Origin of the sequence: Streptomyces sp. AP-93, from assembly GCF_022808175.1 — a bacterium.
In the GTDB taxonomy this organism is placed as follows: domain Bacteria; phylum Actinomycetota; class Actinomycetes; order Streptomycetales; family Streptomycetaceae; genus Streptomyces.
Map to the genome: position 1 here is coordinate 69,829 of NZ_JALGBX010000029.1, position 18,168 is coordinate 87,996.

Annotated in this window: 13 protein-coding genes and 1 pseudogene; 5 read left to right on the forward strand and 9 right to left on the reverse strand. The window is 71.0% G+C overall.

Annotation, left to right across the window (positions count from 1 at the left end; translation table 11 throughout):
• Positions 1 to 6 precede the first annotated feature (6 nt).
• Complete coding sequence (locus tag MTF69_RS35715) at positions 7 to 3,165, forward strand: hypothetical protein (RefSeq protein WP_243340536.1); 3,159 nt, start codon at positions 7 to 9, stop codon at positions 3,163 to 3,165.
• Positions 3,166 to 3,962: 797 nt separating this feature from the next.
• On the opposite strand, the gene MTF69_RS35720 is transcribed toward MTF69_RS35715, so the two are convergent.
• Genes MTF69_RS35720 through MTF69_RS35735 form a run of 5 tightly spaced genes read right to left on the reverse strand, consistent with a single transcriptional unit; the run spans position 3,963 to position 7,628 of the window.
• Positions 3,963 to 4,391: a hypothetical protein gene (locus MTF69_RS35720; protein ID WP_243340537.1), complete on the reverse strand. Its 429-nt coding sequence runs from the start codon at positions 4,389 to 4,391 to the stop codon at positions 3,963 to 3,965.
• Positions 4,392 to 4,416: 25 nt separating this feature from the next.
• Complete coding sequence (locus MTF69_RS43900; RefSeq protein WP_374325019.1) at positions 4,417 to 4,839, reverse strand: DUF4279 domain-containing protein; 423 nt, start codon at positions 4,837 to 4,839, stop codon at positions 4,417 to 4,419.
• Positions 4,840 to 4,870: 31 nt separating this feature from the next.
• Positions 4,871 to 6,523 (reverse strand): putative T7SS-secreted protein, encoded by a 1,653-nt coding sequence (locus tag MTF69_RS35725; protein WP_243340538.1) that lies wholly within the window; start codon positions 6,521 to 6,523, stop codon positions 4,871 to 4,873.
• A complete protein-coding gene (locus tag MTF69_RS35730) occupies positions 6,523 to 7,155 on the reverse strand; it encodes a hypothetical protein (RefSeq protein WP_243340539.1) in 633 nt (210 codons plus the stop codon). Before MTF69_RS35730 ends, MTF69_RS35725 begins: the two co-directional genes overlap by 1 nt.
• Positions 7,152 to 7,628 (reverse strand): hypothetical protein, encoded by a 477-nt coding sequence (locus MTF69_RS35735; RefSeq protein ID WP_243340540.1) that lies wholly within the window; start codon positions 7,626 to 7,628, stop codon positions 7,152 to 7,154. Before MTF69_RS35735 ends, MTF69_RS35730 begins: the two co-directional genes overlap by 4 nt.
• 530 nt (positions 7,629 to 8,158) lie before the next feature.
• Between MTF69_RS35735 and MTF69_RS35740 the strand changes: the two are divergent.
• Both MTF69_RS35740 and MTF69_RS35745 read left to right on the forward strand, forming a co-directional pair.
• Positions 8,159 to 8,242, forward strand: a pseudogene (locus tag MTF69_RS35740) (hypothetical protein); the annotation flags it as partial.
• Positions 8,243 to 8,707: 465 nt separating this feature from the next.
• Entirely contained in the window at positions 8,708 to 9,364 is a 657-nt protein-coding gene (locus MTF69_RS35745; RefSeq protein WP_243340589.1) for a response regulator transcription factor, read from the forward strand.
• A gap of 173 nt (positions 9,365 to 9,537) precedes the next feature.
• Here the strand turns inward: MTF69_RS35745 and MTF69_RS35750 are convergent, their stop codons facing one another.
• From MTF69_RS35750 to MTF69_RS35765, 4 genes are all read right to left on the reverse strand, one after another.
• The gene (locus MTF69_RS35750) at positions 9,538 to 11,061 is read right to left on the reverse strand and encodes an aldehyde dehydrogenase family protein (protein WP_243340541.1); all 1,524 of its coding nucleotides are present in this window, start codon (positions 11,059 to 11,061) and stop codon (positions 9,538 to 9,540) included.
• Positions 11,062 to 11,117: 56 nt separating this feature from the next.
• On the reverse strand, positions 11,118 to 12,503 hold the full coding sequence (locus MTF69_RS35755; protein ID WP_243340542.1) for a GAF domain-containing protein: 1,386 nt from the start codon (positions 12,501 to 12,503) through the stop codon (positions 11,118 to 11,120).
• 123 nt (positions 12,504 to 12,626) lie between these two features.
• On the reverse strand, positions 12,627 to 14,060 hold the full coding sequence (locus MTF69_RS35760; RefSeq protein ID WP_243340543.1) for an SWF or SNF family helicase: 1,434 nt from the start codon (positions 14,058 to 14,060) through the stop codon (positions 12,627 to 12,629).
• A gap of 5 nt (positions 14,061 to 14,065) precedes the next feature.
• Positions 14,066 to 17,077, reverse strand: coding sequence for a DEAD/DEAH box helicase (locus MTF69_RS35765; protein ID WP_243340544.1), 3,012 nt, complete (start codon positions 17,075 to 17,077; stop codon positions 14,066 to 14,068).
• Between the two features lie 282 nt (positions 17,078 to 17,359).
• Between MTF69_RS35765 and MTF69_RS35770 the strand changes: the two genes are divergently transcribed.
• The gene (locus tag MTF69_RS35770; RefSeq protein ID WP_243340545.1) at positions 17,360 to 17,542 is read left to right on the forward strand and encodes a hypothetical protein; all 183 of its coding nucleotides are present in this window, start codon (positions 17,360 to 17,362) and stop codon (positions 17,540 to 17,542) included.
• Positions 17,543 to 17,562: 20 nt separating this feature from the next.
• A complete protein-coding gene (locus MTF69_RS35775) occupies positions 17,563 to 18,135 on the forward strand; it encodes an MOSC domain-containing protein (RefSeq protein WP_243340546.1) in 573 nt (190 codons plus the stop codon).
• The last annotated feature ends 33 nt before the right edge of the window (positions 18,136 to 18,168 follow it).

An 18,168-nucleotide genomic window follows, 5' to 3' on the forward strand; every position in this document is an offset into this window, starting at 1 on the left:
GCCCTCATGACCGAGGAAGTACAGCAGTGGCCGCGCCGCGTGCGGCGCTGGGTCGCCCCGGCATTGGTCCTCTTGGTGATCCTCTTCATCGCCGCAGGGAGGGTGGACGCCGCTCTCGGACGGATCGAAGCGCCGGGATACCCCTCGGCGACCTGGAGGGGTCTTGTGACACTCGACCCCCGCTCCGAGGAGGCCGGGACCAGATCCCGCACGGCTTGGTGCGTCTGGTTCAACACACTGCCCGACCAGAAGAAGCCGCTGATCACCCAGGACGCGTACAAGGGCTCCGACCCGGTGCCGCGGGTGGAGTCCTGCCTCAAGGCGTTCACCGGCGCGGGCCTCGGCAAGGTCTTCAAGCCGCCGACCGGGGGTGTCGAGGCGCGCGTGCTGATCCGCTGGTACGTCGGACTCGACGTGCTTCTCGTCCTGCTCTACGTCGCGTTGCTGCACCAGGCGCTGATTTCCCTGCGCGCCCGGATCCCCTCCTACCCCCCGGAGCCGCCGGATCCGGGCGCTCCGACGAGTGCGTCCCTGCTCTGGGCCACAGCGCCGTCCCGGCGTTGGTTCCTGATCGGCGCCCTGCTGGCGGTCGAAGCGGTGGAGGGCGTGAGCCAATGGCGGCTCTCCGGGCATGGTCTGAAACCGGATCAGATCAACACTCTCCACCAGATCGTGGGTTGGGCCGCCGTCTTCAAGTGGCTGCTCGTGGGCCTGGCCGTACTGGTCCTGGTCGTGCTGATCGCGCACACCAAGGTGCTTGCGCAGTTGCCCTGGCGGGAGAACGTCGCGGTCGTGCGCGTGCAGCTCTTCGTGTCGGCCCTGCTGTTGTTGCTCATCGCCGGAGTGGGAATCCAGCAGGTGCCGGACGCCCTGCTCGGCCTGCTCGATCACGGGCCCACTGCTGTCGCCACCCCGGTCGCCGTCTTCGTCTTCTCGCTCCTGCTCTGGCGCAGTGTGCACCGTACCGCCCTTACCCAGGACGAGGCGCTGGCCCCGGTCAACCAGTGGTGGGTGCTGGGCTCGGCCCTCCTCTGTGCGGGCCTGGGCCTCACACTCGCCCGTGGCCTGCTGGGACTGGCAGTCGTCCTCGGATTCGTCTTCCTCCTGTCCTGGATCGGAGGTGCAAAGTTCAGGTTCGATTCGAGCCAGGACCCTGGAGCCGCCAACGCCGGGGCGAAGGCCCAGCAGCGTGCCGACATGATCACCGGCGGGCGACGGAGGAGCCTGAAGACCATGGCGCGGCTGCTCGCCGCGCTGCCGCTGCTGGTCCTGGGCGTGTTCGCAGTAGGTTCCGCTGTAGCGCCCGCCATCGTGGGCCCTCGTCGCTGGCCGGCGGTCGTCCTCATCCTCCTCGGGCTGCTCGCGGCAGTGGCCGGCGTCGTACTGCCGTACTTGTTGAAGTGGGCCCAGTGGAAGCGCTGGAGCTGGGCGATGCCGCCGTCGAGGCGGCACGACAGGTTCGGGCTGTATCTCGCGCTGTCCGTCCTGTGCGGGCTGTTCGTGCTTGCCTCGGTCGCCACCCTCATCGTGGACTGGACATGGAACATCCCTGTCTGGGTGGGGCCGATGGCCGTACTGACCGTGTTCCTCTGCCTGGCGCTGGTGGTGCTGAACGAACTGCAGCGCTGGTCCGAACGCGCCACGCCGGTCACGGGATTCCGGGCGCTGAAGCTGGAGCGCACGCCCGTGTTCGTCCTGTTGATCGCCTGGTTCCTGATGGCCTCGATGGTCGATCCGCAAGGCCATCACCAGGTGCGCACCAGAGAGGTGGAGGCCAATTCACCTGTCCTGGCCGAAGGCATGGACCTGGACGCGCTGTTCGGCGAATGGGCCGCTGCCAACTGCGCGACCGTACCCTTGGCCGACGACGTGACGGGCGATCCGAAGACGAGCCCACCCGTGCCATTGGTGATCGTCGCCGCGTCGGGTGGCGGTGTCCGTGCCGCTTATTGGACCAGTTCCGTGCTCGACCAGCTGTTCCCTCCGGGGCCGGTCCCGGAGGTTGCGGGATCCCGTTGCCCGCCGTCGGACGGGCGGGCCCCGGTCTTCGCCGTCAGTGGCGTTTCGGGCGGCAGTCTCGGAGCGATGTCCTGGATCTCACGGAACTCCCCTGATGTTCAGGGAGAGACCCCGAGCCACCAGGTGGTCTTCGGGAAGGACCACCTCTCCGGCGCGCTGGCCTGGCTGACGTACGTCGACCTGCCGCGGGCGTTCACCGGCTTCGGCGGGAAGGACCGGGCAGCCGTGCTCGAACAGTCCTGGGAACACCAACAGAAGGAACTGAAGGACCCGTTCTACGCGACATGGCAGACCGCGACCACTGCCTGGACCCCGCTGGCGCTGTTCAACGGCACCGCGGCGGAGAGCGGATGCCGGGTGCTGACCGCCCCCGTCCAGCTCGGTGCCTTCGACCGCCCCGTCGGGGCGACCTCGTGTACCCAGCGCCCCGAGCAACCCCTTCGGCCGGGTGCCCCTCAGGAAGAGCCCCAGGTGGGCGGCCCTACCCTCATCGACCTGCGTGGCGGCTTCCTGTGCGGCCGGCAGGACGTGAACCGATCCACCGCCGCGCTGCTGTCCGCACGCTTTCCCTGGATCACGCCCTCCGGAAGGATCGCCGGTGACGCATGCGGGTATCCGGGGGCCGAGGTGTCCGTCGTCGACGGGGGCTATGTCGAAGGCACCGGCAGCATGACCGCCGTCGATCTGCGCGAGCAACTCGCCCGGGTGATCGCATGCCACAGCCAACGGGTGAAGGGCGGCCCCGCCGTGGAGGGTTGCGGGGCCACAGCCGCTGTCGCGGCCCGCTCGGTGGAGGTGGTGCTCGTCCAGATCGACAACGGCTACAACAGCGTGGCGGCCGCTCCGCCACCAGGCCGCCCGCGTGAGCTGCTCGTACCGCTTCAGGGCAAAGCCGCCGCTGTGAACACGATGGACGCGAACGTACGTCAGCGTGCCTTCGAGGCATTCGGCTGCGCCCACTACCTTCCGTTCGCCAACGTGAGAGGACCCGGCACGCAGGCCCCCCTGGGCTGGGTGCTGTCGAAGAGCGCCCAGCAGGAATTGGACGACCAACTGGACAGGCTGAAGGACACCGAAGCAGGCAACAGGCTGACACTGAGCGGTCAACTTGCCAACACCAAGGCGCTTTGCACGCCTCGCGGATAGCCGCCGCCCATCGAGGAGCCGCCGCCATGTCGGCCCGCGTTGCGGCAGCTGCCGCGAGTCCAGGGCACGGTGCCTGACCGGTCTTTCGCACAGGCCAGACACCGTGCTCAGACTTTAGAAGAAGCCGAGCTTCTTCGCGGAGTAGCTGACCAGGAGGTTCTTGGTGTGCTGGCAGTACATACGACTCACCCTTGCTGACCAGCGAGAATGGCAGACTTGGTGGTGTTCGACGAGGGGCTGGTCCGTGAACGGCCCGGATTTTGGTCGCACTGATTTGGGTGGCCGCCCTGCACCACCCGGGTCCTGCGGAGGCACACCCGGCCGGTCTCGGCCGCATCCGCCCGCCCCGCCAACCGTGCCCCGGAACAGCCCCACGCCCGCCGGCGCCAGCCCTCGCCGTGAGTACGGCCCGGGCGGCGCCAGCTGGGCGGTGGTGCAGATGCAGCCCTGTGCGCTGGCCCTTGTGGGCGGCGAGGCCGCAGTGTGCGGCCTCGCGTGAGGCCGGGCACGACGTTAACCAACAGCTCCGATACCAGTTCCCACGGCAGAGAAAACACGGTGTACGGAGGTCGGCGTGGTGGTGGGGACCTCAAAGAGGCGGAGCGCCTCGGCCGTGGACCGGGGCACTCGCAGGTCGGCGGAGAAGGAAGGTCACCACGCGGACTTCTTATTCGTGCCGGGGGCGACGTTGTCGCCGTGTGTGGTTCACGCAACGCTGCGACTGCAAGAAGGGGTTCGATTCGACGGGCACGGCACAGGTTTGGGGAGATCCTGAGCATGCGCACCCGACGGGGCTCCTACCCGTCGAGCCAGCTCAGGGGGTCGCTCTCGGGAACCCCTGCCTCCGTAAGGCAGGTGAAGGTGACCGGAGTGCCCAGGGACGCCAACTCCGACAGGAGAGCGGGGGGCACGGCCATCGTCGACCCGGTTTCCGCCGTGCCTGCGATGTCCACATGCACTGCATATCCATCTCGCTGGAGCGCCAGCAGGCTTTCCAGTCTGGGGTGGATTTGGGTAACCAGGGCGAAAGTCTGGACCTCCAGCGTATCCGTCTCACCCTTTCTGACATTCCAGGTCCAGCGGTCCGCTGTCGACTCGACGTGGGAGCCGTCAGTCAACAGTTCCGGTACCAGTTCCACGGCCGCGGCAACGCGGTGCGCGTCGACTCCTTCCTTGCCGACCACCAGCGCGACGCGTACACCTCGCCAGCTCTCACGCATGCTCATGACGTCCTCCATTTCTTCTGCCGGGTCACCGGGAGTTCAAGTTGGGTGTGAGAGACAAGGGAACACCCAACTGGGCAATCCTGGAAAACAGGGGAGCAGGAACCAGGAATTCTGACCCGTGGTCCGCGAAACCGTAGACCTCCAGATGCACCTCAGAGCCTTCCGCCTGCATCAAGCGCAGCTGGGAGACGCACCCCTCCGCCGCGGACACGATCTGCTCCAGCTGCTCGGCGGGATCTCGGGTGGTGCGTTCATCGCACGTGAGTCGCCACCGGCCGTCGACCTCACCTGGCGGTCCCCACCGGTCTGCTCCAGGCAGACGGACAGCGGTTGGCTGCAGACCGAGTCGTGCTGTCACCGCGTCAGGGTCGAGATCATGCTTTTTGACGACGAGAGATACGCTCGTAAGAACCCACGGACGGGCCGTCCGATGCAAACCGGCGTTCACCTTGCTCAACCATCCTTTCTGATTTCGGATTCTACTTGAATTCGCGGCAGGCAGCCCAGTGGATATTCCCCATGTTTTCCCCGAGGAGTTCCGAGAGTGTGGTTCTGCTGGACACCGTCGTCGAATTTTCGTATACGGTAAAGCCGCCGACTCCCGTGGCTTCTGGTGGCGCGAGCGTATAATTCGGTATTCGCTCTCCTTCGTGGAAGGTCTCCACTGCTCCACCAGGGTACGATCCACCCTCTACGGCTACGCCGTTCAGGCCGGGGATTCGCTCACCGTGCGGCACGTAGAACGATATTGTTGTGCCCTTCGGGACCACTGTTTCGCCGGCGTCTCTCTCGATGTAACCGTGACCTGCCAGCACGGTTTCACCGTCCGTCCGCCCACCCTTCAGTACGCGAGTCGCATAGTACCGGCCATCGTTGTCTGGCCAGGAGCGCGTCAGGACTTCAGGGTTGCTTTCGAGGACGGCCCGCCTCACGTCCTCGAAAGGCGGAATGTGCCCTCCTGAGCCCCTGCTTGCCAAACCATCAAAGATGGTGCCGGTTCGACCTGGGAGATTCCCCCCGGCGGCAAACCTTTCCCCCGCCCGCGCTCCGCCTATGCCCTTGGGGCCGACGAACTCGGGGATGAGACGGCCGACGCCTTCGCTGAAGTCGCCCTTGAGGCTTTCGATGAGGCCTGCGGGGACGCGTTCGGGGTGGGCAGCGGTGGAGACCAGGCCCGCCAGGGTCATATTGAGGTGCTGCTGGTACTCGGCGGGGTGGGTCAGGTTGTAGGGGTCGCCGGGGTTGAGGCCGCGGGCGAAGTTGAGGATGCCGGCGGTACCTTTGACGGCTCCGCCCAGGACGTGGGCGAGCTCCACCGCCTGGGAGCCCTCGTAGTCCATGAACTCGGCCATGATCTGGCGTGCCGTTGACGGCTTGGTCGGGGCATGTTCCGTGGCGGCGGCGATCGCCCGATCGACGGCGCGGGCGGCATCGTCGCGCTGGCGACGCGACTCATCGAGGATCTCCCGGGCCCGCGTGCAGGCTGCCTCGCCCGGGTCGGCGCCCGGCGCCGGGCAGGGGCCGGGGTCCTGGCCGGCCTTGACGGCCGCCTCGTATGCCTCGGCCCTGGTCCTGTAGGCGTCGGCGGCTTCCTTGGACGCCTTCATGCCCTGCCGGTAGAGCTCGATGGCCGATTGGGCCTGGAGCTGAGCCCACATCACCGTCTCCGCGTAGCCGTTGAGCGCGTTGCCCGCGGCCTCGCACGCGTCGGCGGCGTGGAACCAGTCGGTGGGATGCATCGCGAACTTCTCGCGGAACGCGTCGGCCGCGGCCCCCTTCCAGTGACCGGAGTCGAGGGCCTTCATCCCCTGTCCCACCCGGTTGAAAGCTGCCTGGAAGTCTTTGAGATGGGCCGCCGACTCCGAGATCGCGTCAGGCTTGCCGTGGAGCAGCTCGTTGGCCTGCTGGGTTTGGCCGAGCTGCTTTTCTGGCATGGCACCGAGACCGTGGGCGACATCGTCGCCGAAATCCTCGACCTTGTCCGCCCAGTCGTGCGCGCCCACGTGGTCCAGGCCCGCGCCGATCCCCTCGGTTGCCATGTCGACGCCGTGGCCGATGGCCCTCTTGGCGGAGTCCACACCGTCGCCGAGCGCGTCGATGCCTTTGCCGAGCAGGCTGCCGACGTCGGTCATCAGCGGTCACCACCGATATCGGGCTTGGGTGCGGGACCGGCGATGCCCTCAACGGTCCGGTCCATCTCGTCACGGAGGCCGGCGGCGTCGATGATCTGGTTGGACAGGAGGATGTCGGAGCTGTTCACATCGTGGATGGCGCCCTTCCAGGCGTCCTTGCTCTCAACGGAAGCGTGGTCGAAGGACTCCTTGCTGTAGTCCGCGTCCCGGATCTGGGTGTAGGGGTTGTCGGCCAGGACTTCACCCCAGCCCTTACCTGTGATGTCGCCCTCGGACGCGTAGGGGTTGCCCATGGCCGCGTTCGCCACCACCTTGAAGGTGCCCTGGACGTACTGATCCTGCTCGTGAAGGGCGCCGGCAGACAGGCCGACGTTCTCGGCGAAGTTGTTGCCTTGCTGGACGAGAGAGCGCACGCCCCATTCCCACCGTTCGCAAAACGTTCTGAAGGTGGACGACAGGCCGTCGTGCCCCGTGTCCATCGTGGACAGAGCGAGATTGGCGAAGCCCCGCCCCATGCTGGCCGTGCCCACCATCCCGATCTCCTTCAACTCACCCAGTGTCTGAGTGATGCCCTGCGCAATGCTTCCGAGCGCTTCCTTCGACGCATCGAGATCCGGCTGACCCCCGCTCACGCCGCTACCTCCCCATCCAGCGCAACGGCATCCGGCACAATGCCCCGCACCGGCGGGAACACCGCGCCATCAGGTCCGGCCGCGTTCAACGCGACACCGCACGGGAAGTCAAGCGCCGGCACCACCTCGTCCAGCAACCGCGCCCCCACCCCTCGCCGGTAAGCCCACTCCCGCTCTGCTTCACCGCGTGCCTCGGCGAACCGGGCCAGCGCCTCCTCGTCACAGAACGCGTGGATCCAGTCCAGACCGCCGAGTTGCGCCGTCCACAACCCGCCCGCCTCGTCGAGCGGCACCAGCACTACTCGGCCACGGAAATCCGCCAGCCGCTCCTGCGCCGCCTCCCGGGCCTCCTCAAGAGGATCAGCCCCGACCGGCGGGGGAGCCGTAACCACGGCCGGCGGCATCGCCGCGCCTGAGGCCGCCCGTTCGGCTGCCTCCGCCCGCAGCCGACCCCACTCTTCGTCAAACCCCACCCGTAACTCCCCACACCCCGTTGTCATGCGCCTATCGCCGCGTGACGACATCCCCTGACGCGCTGATCGAACGTACTTTTGCATGCGGTGAGAGAGCCGACCAACTTTGCCGGTCCTCCGTCAGGGACGGGCCCGACTTCGTGAAGCCTGGGGTTTGTCCCCTCGAGGGAAGAACCTTGGTCTCGCCGTGCAGGCCCAGTCGCGCGGCGCCATGGAGCGGGACCGGGGCCGCGATCACCGGTTTCAACGACATCCGAAAGGCGGCCGGCCTCGCGGTCAGTATTCCGAAGGTGATCCTTACGGGCTTCGTCCTGTCGGCCGACGGGTCGGCGACGAGTCGCAGGCAGCTCCCGGCGCTCGTGAGCCTGTTGGTGGTCTGCACCGTGGCCATGGCGGGACTGGGCTTGTCCAGCCGAGTGGCGCGTTCCTGCATCGCGGCCCTGGAGGAGCGCACACTGCGGCTGGAGGTGGAGCGGGACCAGCAGGCCCGCCTGGCAGTCGCCACCGAGCGTGCCCGCGTCGCCCGGGAGATGCACGACATCCTCGGCCACACCCTCGCCGTCATCGTCGGCCTCGCCGAGCGCTCGCCCAAACGGGGCGCCGACACCCTGAGGATCATCGCCGACAGCGGCCGCGGCGCCCTGGCCGAGCTTCGCCGCCTGCTCGGCGTCATCGGCGACGCGCGCAGCGACCCCGACGCCCCACTTGCCCCGCAACCGGGCCTGGCCGACCTCGACGCCCTCCTGGAACGGGTCCGCGTCGCCGGGCCCACCGTCGCCCTTCACACCGAAAGCGACCTGACCGGCCTCTCCCAGGGACTCCAGCTGGCGGTGTCCGTCGTGGTCATGGCCGGCCACCAGGCCGTGCACATCACCGTCGAGGACTCCGGACCGTCCCGCCCCACACTCAGGGCCCTGCGAGCACACAGGCCAGGGGCTGGTCGGCATGCGCGAGCGGGCCGCCCTCTACCAAGGCGAGGTCACTGCGGGCCCCAACTCCCGCGGCGGCTGGACCGTCCGCGCCGTCTTGGCAGTCATCCCGCACCAGCCCACTACCGCTTCCACGGAGAGCAGCCCGAAATGACCACCGTGCTCATCGTCGAAGACCAGGCCCTGCAGCGCCTCGGCTTCAGCATGCTCATGGAGCAGTACGCCGACATGGCCGTGGTCGGTGAGGCCACCCACGGAGCGGAAGCAGTCCGCAGAACCGCCGAACTGCGCCCCGAGGTGGTCCTGATGGACGTTCGCATGCCGGGGATGGACGGCATCGAGGCGACCCGCCGCATCGTGGAATCCGGAGGCAGCTCCCGCATCCTGGTGCTGACCACCTTCGACCTGGACGAGTACGCGTACGCCGCCCTGCGGGCCGGGGCCAGCGGCTTCCTCCTCAAGGACGCGCAGCCCGACGAACTGATCGCGGGCATCCGAGCGGTGGCGGCCGGGGACGCCGTCATCGCCCCCGGCCTGACACGCCGCCTCATCAGCTCCTTCTCCGACCGGTTCCCCGGCCGGACCCCCGACCAGGAGCGGAAGCTCGCCTCGCTCACCCAGCGCGAACGCGAGGTGCTCACCGCCGTCGCGTCCGGCTGGAGCAACCCCGAGATTGCCGAGCGGCTGTCGCTGGCCGATTCGACCGTCAAAACGCACGTCAGCCATGTCCTCGCGAAGATCGGCGCCCGCGACCGGGTCCAGGCCGTGATCTTCGCCTACGACACCGGCTTGGTGAAGCCCGCATGACGGTCACGCGCGTGCGGGTGTCGCACTGGCCCGTGTATGGCCCGAATCTTCTCCGTAAGGTCGCGTATCGGATGGAAGGGACCTCTAGGCCCACCGATTTCGGTTGTTGTCCTGAGGCCAGAGGGACGGTGCCTGATGCGGCCCTTCCGCAGGTCAGGCACCGTGCTCAGCTTTTAGAAGAAGCCGATCTTTTTGGGGGAATAGCTTACCAACAAGTTCTTGGTCTGCTGGTAGTGCTCCAGCATCATCTTGTGGGTCTCGCGGCCGATGCCCGACTGCTTGTAGCCGCCGAAGGCGGCGTGGGCGGGGTAGGCGTGGTAGCAGTTCGTCCAGACCCGGCCCGCCTGGATCGCGCGGCCCGCGCGGTAGGCCGTGTTGATGTCGCGGGTCCAGACGCCGGCGCCCAGGCCGTACGCCGTGTCGTTCGCGATGCGCACCGCGTCGTCGAAGTCCTGGAACGAGGTCACCGACACCACCGGGCCGAAGATCTCCTCCTGGAAGATCCGCATGCGGTTGTCGCCCTCGAAGATGGTCGGCTGGACGTAGAAGCCGCCCGCCAGTTCGCCGCCGTGCTCCACGCGCTGCCCGCCCGTCAGGATCTTCGCGCCCTCCTGCTGCCCGATCTCCACGTACGACAGCACCTTCTTCAGCTGCTCCGCCGAGGCCTGCGCGCCGATCATGGTGTCCGTGTCCAACGGGTGCCCCGGCACGATCAGTTCGGTGCGGGCCACCGCCGCGTCGAGGAAGTCGCCGTAGCGGCCGCGCTCGATCAGGGCGCGGGAGGGGCTGGTGCACACCTCGCCCTGGTTGAGGGCGAACATCGTGAAGCCTTCGAGGGCCTTGTCCCGCAGGTCGTCGTCGGCGGTCCAGATGTCGTCGAAGAACAGGTTGGGGCTCTTGCCGCCCAACTCCAGCGTGACCGGCTTGAGGTGCTCCGCCGCGTACTGCATGATCAGCCGCCCGGTGGAGGTCTCCCCGGTGAAGGCCACCTTCGCCACGCGCGGGCTGGACGCGAGCGGCTTGCCCGCCTCCTCACCGAACCCGTTGACGATGTTCACCACGCCCGGCGGCAGCAGGTCGCCGATCAGGCTCATCAGGTAGTGCACCGACACCGGGGTCTGCTCGGCCGGCTTCAGCACCACCGTGTTGCCCGCGGCCAGAGCCGGCGCCAGTTTCCACACGGCCATCAGGATGGGGAAGTTCCACGGGATGATCTGGGCGACCACGCCCAGCGGCTCGTGGAAGTGATAGGCCACCGTGTCTTCGTCGATCTGGCTGAGGGCTCCCTCCTGGGCGCGCAACGCGCCCGCGAAGTAGCGGAACTGGTCGACGGCGAGCGGCATGTCGGCGGCCAGGGTCTCGCGGATCGGCTTGCCGTTCTCCCAGGTCTCCGCGACCGCGAGCGCCTCCAGGTGCTGCTCCATCCGGTCCGCGATGCGCAGCAGGATCGTGGAACGCTCGGTGACCGAGGTGCGTCCCCACGCGGGCGCGGCCGCGTGCGCCGCGTCCAGTGCGCGCTCGACGTCCTCGGCCGTACCGCGCGCGACCTCGGTGAAGGTCTCGCCGGTCACGGGGGAGGGGTTGGCGAAGTACCGTCCGAGGGCGGGCTCGACGTACTCGCCTCCGATGAGGTGGCCGTAGCGGGACGCGTACGACATGAGCGCGCCTTCGGTACCGGGCGCAGCGTAACGAGCCATGGATGGTCCTCCCCTTGCCGGGCACCGGCCGCCGTCGGCCGGTGCTCGCCGTGAGGCTAGGGGCGGGCAGGTTGCCGGTACGTTGCACGGCCGCGCGGTGAACGGGCCCCGGGGGGTGGCGCGGTGGCGGACCTCTCCTGCGCGGTGCGCCCGGGCCCCTGCCTGTTGCCCGGCACGTCCTGTGGCGGTACGCCGAGTTCCGCGTCGAGGGCCCGTACGCGGGCCAGCGCGGCCGTCCGGCCGGCAGCCGGGAGTACGGCCGCCAGGGCCCGCCAGACTTCGGCGTCCTCCGCGCCCCACGGGCTGCACACCCAGTCGGTCAGCAGCCCCGGGTCGGCCCGCTCGATCACGGCGGCCCGCGCCTGCTCCTCGATGCGGCGCCGGAGCCGGACGATGCCGGGCGCGGTGGAGGCGGGCAGCAGCGGGCCCGGGTAGCGGGCCAGCGCGGCCGAGACGGCGCCCGAGGCCAGGTGGCGGGTGACGGCGGTGAAGTCGGCCTCCAGCGGCGCGGCCGTCCGGTAGGGGCGGGAGAGCGGGGCCCGGCGCTGCCCCAGCAGGCCGCGCAGCCGTGACATTTCGGCGCGCAGGGTCACCGGTGACACCGACTCGTCCTCGTACAGGGCGATCGCCAGTTCCTCCCCCGACAGCCCCTCCGGGTGCTGCGCGAGCAGCGCCATGATCTCGCTGTGCCGCCGCCCGAGCCGGACCTCACGGTCACCGCCGGTCAGCAGCGCCTCGTCGCGGCCGAGCGCGGTGAGGCGGTCCCCGGGAGCCGGGGGCGCCGGATCCAGCAGCGCGAGCCGGGCCTCCGCCGCGTACGCCACGGCCCGCACGAAGGCCAGGGAGTGCGGATGGGCCAGCCAGTCGCCCCCGGTGACGTCGACGGCGCCGAGCAGCCTTCCGGTGCGCGGATCGCGGACCGGAGCCGCCGCGCAGGTCCACGGGTGCACCCGACGGCTGAAGTGCTCGGCGCCGAAGACCTGGACCGGCTCCCCGACCGCCACCGCCGTGCCCGGGGCGTTGGTCCCCATCGCCGTCTCCGCCCAGCGGGCACCCGGCACGAAGCCGAGGCCCTCCGCGCGCCGCATCGTGGCGGGTTCGCCCTCCACCCAGAGCAGGCTGCCCCGCGCGTCGCACACCGCCAGCAGGTGGGCCCCGTCCGAGGCGAAGGCCCCCACGAGTTCCCGGAACAGCGGCAGCACCCGGGCCAGCGGGTGCTGCTCCCGGTACGACCGCAGTTCCGCCCCGGCCAGCTCCACCCGGGGTACGCACTCCGGGCTGACCCGGGCCCGGGCGCAGCGGCGCCAGGACCTCGCGATGACCGCCCGCACCGGGGCCTCGACCCGCCCGTCCTGGGTGAACGCGGCGTGGGCCCGCCGTAGTTCCCGCGTCCGCTCGGCGGGGTCGGCCCCGCCCGGCAGAGCCACCGAAGGATCGTCCATGTCGCCCTCTCGCGGTGCCTTGGTACCCGGAGCGCCCCATCGTCGTACCGGCCCGCCGTCCCGACAAGCGGTACGTCGGCCAGTGCGGGACGCGGGTCGGCCGGTCCGCGTCGGTATGACGGCCTAGCCGACCGGGTCCGCCGGGTCCGTGGGGTCCCTCGGGTCCGCTGCGTCCGCCGGGTCCGCTGCCTCCGCCGGGTCCGCTGCCTCCTCCGGGTCCACTGCGTCCCCCGGGTCCGCTGCGTCCTCCGGGTCCAGTACGGCCAGGGCCGCCGCCGGGTCCGTGGACGAGGGGCCCGCCGGGAGCCAGTGGTCCGCCGCGCGGCGGTACGGCCACCAGCGGCCCTCGCGGCCAAGGCGGAGCTGGCGGTCACCGCCCGGCTGCGTCCAGCGGGCGCGGATCCGGCGCAGCACGGGGGCGGGGGCGTCGGAGTCGGGGTCGGCGCCCGCCCCGTCGGGCCAGGCGGCCGCCAGCGCGGCCCGGGCCCGGGCGAGCGACGCGCGGTCCGGGGTCCAGTCCTCTTCCAGTACCGCGACGGCCTGTGCCCCGCCGAAGCCCCAGGCGAGTACGGCCCGGTCCATCGCGGCCCGGTCCCTGTCGGCAGCCGCCGACAGGCGGGAGCGGACCCGAAGGTCGTGGGCCTGCGCCGTGAGCCGTACGGCGTCGTGCGCGATCGTGGGCCCGGGCTGCGGGGCACGCTCCGCGTGAGCCGGAGCGAGCGCCTCCGCGAGCAGCAGGTACGCCTGCGTCGCGGCCGCCTGTGCCAGGAACTCCACCCCGTCCACGTCCAGGCCCGGCGGCTCCGTCCCCGTCTCCGTGTCCAGCGTCGGAGGCTGGCCCGGCGCGTCCGGCAGCCGCGCGGGCGGGGGCAGCGGGGGCAGGGCGGCAGCCGCCGCGTAGACCTCGGACGCGGGGATGCCGGCGTCGGCCGGGGATTGCGCAGGCTCCGCTTCCGCCGTGCTGCGCTCCTCCAACTCGGCCATCAGACCGGCCTCCGCGCGCCCGCGCAGCAGCAACAGCACGAAGGGGTCCTGGTCCAGCAGCCGGGCCACCTGGTAGCACAGGGCCGCCGTGTGCGGGCAGTGGTCCCACTCGTCGCAGTCGCAGCGCGGATCGAGGTCGCCGATCCCGGGCAGCAGTTCCACCCCGGCCGCCGCCGCGTCCTCCGCGAGCTCCGGCGGTACCTCCCGGTCGAGCAGCGCCGCGATGTGGCCGGACTCGGCGGCCGCCAGCCCGAGCAGCCGGTCCCATTCCGCTTCCGTGAACTCCTGCACCAGCACGTCGGTCCGGTGCGCCGTCCCGTCCGGGTCGCGCACCACGGCCGTGAGCCCGCCCGGCCGTACGGACACGGCTCCGACCGCGCCCGAACGCGCGTACCGCCGGCCCTGCTTGACCTGCTGCCCGTCGAGCGCGCTGTCCTCCAGGGCGCGCAGCCAGGCATGGCCCCACCAGGTGCGGGCGAAGCCGCGGCCGGGGGCGGGCGGGAGCGGCGGGAAGGTCTTCTCGTACGGGTCCTTCGCGTACGGGTCCTTGCCGTACGGGTCCTTGGTGTTCATCCGTGTCACTCCCCGGAGGCGGTCGGGCGGAGCGCGACGAGTTCCGCCAGCTCCGCGTCGCTCAGTTCGGTCAGCGCGGCTTCTCCGCCCGCGAGCACGGCATCGGCCAGGGCCCTTTTGCGTTCCAGGAGTTCGGCGATCCGGTCCTCGACGGTGCCTTCGGCGATGATGCGGTGGACCTGGACGGGCTGGGTCTGCCCGATCCGGTAGGCGCGGTCGGTGGCCTGTTCCTCGACGGCCGGGTTCCACCAGCGGTCGTAGTGGATGACGTGGCCGGCGCGGGTGAGGTTGAGGCCGGTACCGGCCGCCTTGAGGGAGAGCAGGAACACGGGCACCTCACCCGCCTGGAAGCGGTCCACGAGCTCCTCGCGGCGCGGAACGGGCGTGCCCCCGTGCAGCAGTTGGGACGCGATGCCGCGCCCGACGAGATGGCGTTCGATGATGCGGGCCATCGCCACGTACTGCGTGAAGACCAGCACCGAGCCGCCCTCGGCGAGGATCGTGTCGAGCAGCTCGTCGAGGAGTTCCAGCTTGCAGGAGGCCGCCCCAATGGCCTCCTTCGAGCCGTGCTGCTCCTTCGTGTACTGCGCGGGGTGGTTGCAGATCTGCTTGAGCGAGGTCAGCAGTTTCACGACGAGCCCGCGGCGCTCCATCCCGTCCGCCCCGGCGATCGCGGCGAGGGTCTCGCGCACGACCGCCTCGTACAGCCCGGCCTGTTCGCGGGTCAGGGAAACGGCGTGGTCGGTCTCGGTCTTGGGCGGCAGTTCGGGTGCGATTCCGGGGTCGGACTTCTTGCGGCGGAGCAGGAACGGCCTGACCAGCGCCCCGAGCCGGGCAGCCGCCCGCGGGTCGCGGCCGCTTTCGGCCGGCTCGGCGTAGCGCGTGCGGAAGGTGCCGAGACGGCCGAGCAGGCCGGGCGTGGTCCAGTCGAGGACGGCCCACAGCTCGGACAGGTTGTTCTCGACCGGGGTGCCGGTAAGGGCCACGCGGGCGGCCGAGGGGATGGTGCGCAGGGCCTTGGCGGTCGAGGAGCGCGGGTTCTTGACGTGCTGGGCCTCGTCCGCGACGACCATGCCCCAGTGCACGGTGGCGAGCCGGGGCGCGTCCAGGCGCATGGTTCCGTAGGTGGTGAGGACGAATCCTCCGGCGGGTCGGCCGGTCAGCCCTTCGAGGTCGCGGCCCGAGCCGTGGAAGCGGCGCACCGGCGTGCCGGGCGCGAACTTCTCGATCTCCCGCTGCCAGTTGCCCAGCAGCGAGGCCGGGCAGACCACCAGCGTCGGGCCCTCGTGCCCGTGCTCCTGGCGGTGCAGGTGGAGCGCGATCAGCGTGACGGTCTTGCCCAGACCCATGTCGTCGGCGAGGCAGGCTCCGAAGCCGAGCCCGGTCAGGCGGTCGAGCCAGCGCAGGCCGCGGAGCTGGTAGTCGCGCAGGGTGGCGCGGAGGGCGGCCGGGGCCTGTACGTCGGCCGCCGGCGCCGGCGCGGGGGCGGGCTCGGGGGCGGCGGGCTCCGGGGCGGCGGGCCAGGGGTCTGCGAGCCCGCGGTCTGCGGGCTCGGGTTCTGCGTGCCCGCGGTCTGAGTGCCCGGCATCCGCGGGCTCTGGAGCCGTACGCTCGGGGTCGGTGGTGAGGAGCGTGCGGAGCCGTTCCAGCGCACCGGTGGCTTCTACGTCGTACCGCGTGCCGTCGAGCTCCGCCGAGCCGGTCAGTACGGCGGCCAGCGCGTCGGCGGCCGACACCTCGCGGTCCTGGCGGGCGAGGGCCCGGGCCCGGCGGGCCGCGGCCGGATCGATCAGGATCCACTGGTCGCGCAGCCGGACCAGGGGCCGCTTCGCCTCGGCGAGCCGGTCCAGTTCGTCGGCGGTCAGATCACCCTGGCCGCCCAGGGCGTAGCGCCAGCCCACGGGGTGTGCGGAGGCGGTGGAGAGCGGGCCGGCCAGGCCGGGCAGACCGGAGCCGGTGGCGGGCCGGCCCACGACGGCCCGCGCCGTGAGCGTACGGGCGAGCCCGCGCGGCCAGTGCACCTGCACCCCGTCGGCCGCCAGGACGCCGGAGGCCTCCCCGAGCAACTCCGCGACCTCCTCGTCGGCGAGGTCCACCGCGTCGGGGACCGCGGCGCCGAGCAGCGGCGCGAGCGGCGGCCACAGGCGGGCGGCGCGGCGCAGGGCCCGGAGGGCGTCCAGGCGGGCGCGGGGCGGGAAAGCGGCCGCGGCGGGCCCGGAGCCGGCCCAGACGTCGGCGGCGTCCGCGACGAGGGTGGAGTCCGCGAGGCCGTGCATCTGCAGGACGGCGCGGAACACGGGGGGTTCGGCGTCCGGGTCCACCTCGATGCGGAGCGAGACCCGCACCCCGGCGTCGTGCCCGGCCGCGACCTCCGCGGCCCAGTCGCGCAGCTCGGGGTGGAGCCGGGCCGGGCGGGCGGCGAAGGCGGGGCCGCCGGCGGCGGCGGGTGCGGCGGGGGAGCGCGGCAGGGTATCGGCGACGGCGTCGAGGAAGGCGCGCAGCAGCGGCTCCGGGGCGGGCAGCCGCGGTGGGGCGGCGGGGGCGCCGGGGGCGGCGGGGTCGGCGGGGGCGACGGGGGCGACGGGTACGCAGTGCGCGTCGGGCGGCATGGCCGCCGCCAGCTCCCGGACCTCCTCCAGGTCGGCGGCGTCCAGCGGCCCGAGCCGCCAGGCGTCGTACCCGGCGGGGCTCAGTCCGGGCAGCAGCAGCCCGCGGGCGGCGAAGCGCAGGGCCAGCAGGGCCGCGGCGCCCCAGAAGGGCGCGGCGCCGGCCGATGCGGCGGCCCGGACCCGGGTGAGCAGGGGCAGGGCTTCGGCGAGGGGCAGGACGAGGGCCGTCACCGTGGTGCGCCGCAGATCGGGCGCGATGATGGTGAGCTGCTCGGCGGCGCCCTGGCCGTCCAGTTGGAGGCCCTCGGCCGGGTCGGCCCGCCAGAATGCGATCCGGCCGTCGCGGGCCGGTTCGGCGGGGAGGAAGACGGCGGAGCAGGGGATGAGGCCGGAGATCGTCGGGAGCACGCATTCCTCAAACTTGACTACCGAATACAAGGTGGCCGAGGGTAACCCACCCGCGGCTGCCCCGGCCCGTGGCGACACCGTGACCCGGGTCACTTCATCGGCCGTTCGCGCGATCGGAAACGTACGGGCGGACGTACGGGCAGACGAACGGGCGGAAACGTACGGTAGGAAGCGCGCGAGCGGAAAACGGCAAGCGGTAAGCGGAAATACGGGGGCGGGAACGCGGGGGCGGCAACGTGCGTTGTGTGGGGTAGTGGCCGACGGAGAAAGAGGGTGCCGCAGATGTCCACGAGCGGAAAGATCGCGGTTGCCGGTGTGGTGGCAGCCATCGTCCTGTTCTGGGCGGTCGGGTTCTGGGCCGGACTGCTGGTCCTGATCGGTGTTCCTGTGGCCGCCTACCTGCTGTTGGACTCCTCCCAGCGTCGTAGGCTGAAAGGCATATCCAGGAAGCAGATCGGCCGCTGACGGCGGCAGGGGGGTCAACCATGAGCACGGCGAGCATGGCGGGCGCGGCGGGCGTGGCGCAGGTCGCGGCGGTCAGCAGCAACGGGGTCTATTCGTTCACCAAGCCCACGCGCGAGAGCATCACGCTCCTCGAAGGGCTCGGGGTCGAGGGAGACGTCCACGCGGGGGTCACGGTCAAGCACCGTTCCCGCGTGGCCCAGGACCCCACGCAGCCGAACCTCCGGCAGGTGCACCTGATTCACCGGGAGCTCTTCGAGGAGGTGGCCGAGGCCGGCCACCAGGTCGAGCCGGGCCAGCTCGGGGAGAACGTCACCACCGAAGGCATAGACCTGCTCGCCCTGCCGACCGGCAGCTTGCTGCGCCTCGGTGCGGATGCGGTGGTCGAGGTGACCGGGCTGCGCAATCCGTGCCGGCAGATCGACAACTTCCAGCACGGGCTGCTCAAGCAGGTGGTGGGCCGGGACGACGAGGGCAACGTGCTCCGCAAGGCCGGAATCATGGGCGTGGTCCACCGGGGCGGCACCATCCACCCCGGCGACACCATCGAGGTCACCCTCCCCCCGACCCCGCACATCCCCCTCGACCGAGTCTGACCCACCGAGCCCAAGGCCGGGCCGGGCCGCGTG

Coding starts and splice junctions, on each gene's coding strand:
- MTF69_RS35715 (WP_243340536.1), top strand. CDS start 7: ATGACCGAGGAAGTACAGCAGTGGCCGCGCCGCGTGCGGCGCTGGGTC.
- MTF69_RS35720 (WP_243340537.1), bottom strand. CDS start 4,391: ATGAGCATGCGTGAGAGCTGGCGAGGTGTACGCGTCGCGCTGGTGGTC.
- MTF69_RS35725 (WP_243340538.1), bottom strand. CDS start 6,523: ATGACCGACGTCGGCAGCCTGCTCGGCAAAGGCATCGACGCGCTCGGC.
- MTF69_RS35745 (WP_243340589.1), top strand. CDS start 8,708: ATGACCACCGTGCTCATCGTCGAAGACCAGGCCCTGCAGCGCCTCGGC.
- MTF69_RS35750 (WP_243340541.1), bottom strand. CDS start 11,061: ATGGCTCGTTACGCTGCGCCCGGTACCGAAGGCGCGCTCATGTCGTAC.
- MTF69_RS35755 (WP_243340542.1), bottom strand. CDS start 12,503: ATGGACGATCCTTCGGTGGCTCTGCCGGGCGGGGCCGACCCCGCCGAG.
- MTF69_RS35760 (WP_243340543.1), bottom strand. CDS start 14,060: ATGAACACCAAGGACCCGTACGGCAAGGACCCGTACGCGAAGGACCCG.
- MTF69_RS35770 (WP_243340545.1), top strand. CDS start 17,360: ATGTCCACGAGCGGAAAGATCGCGGTTGCCGGTGTGGTGGCAGCCATC.
- MTF69_RS35775 (WP_243340546.1), top strand. CDS start 17,563: ATGAGCACGGCGAGCATGGCGGGCGCGGCGGGCGTGGCGCAGGTCGCG.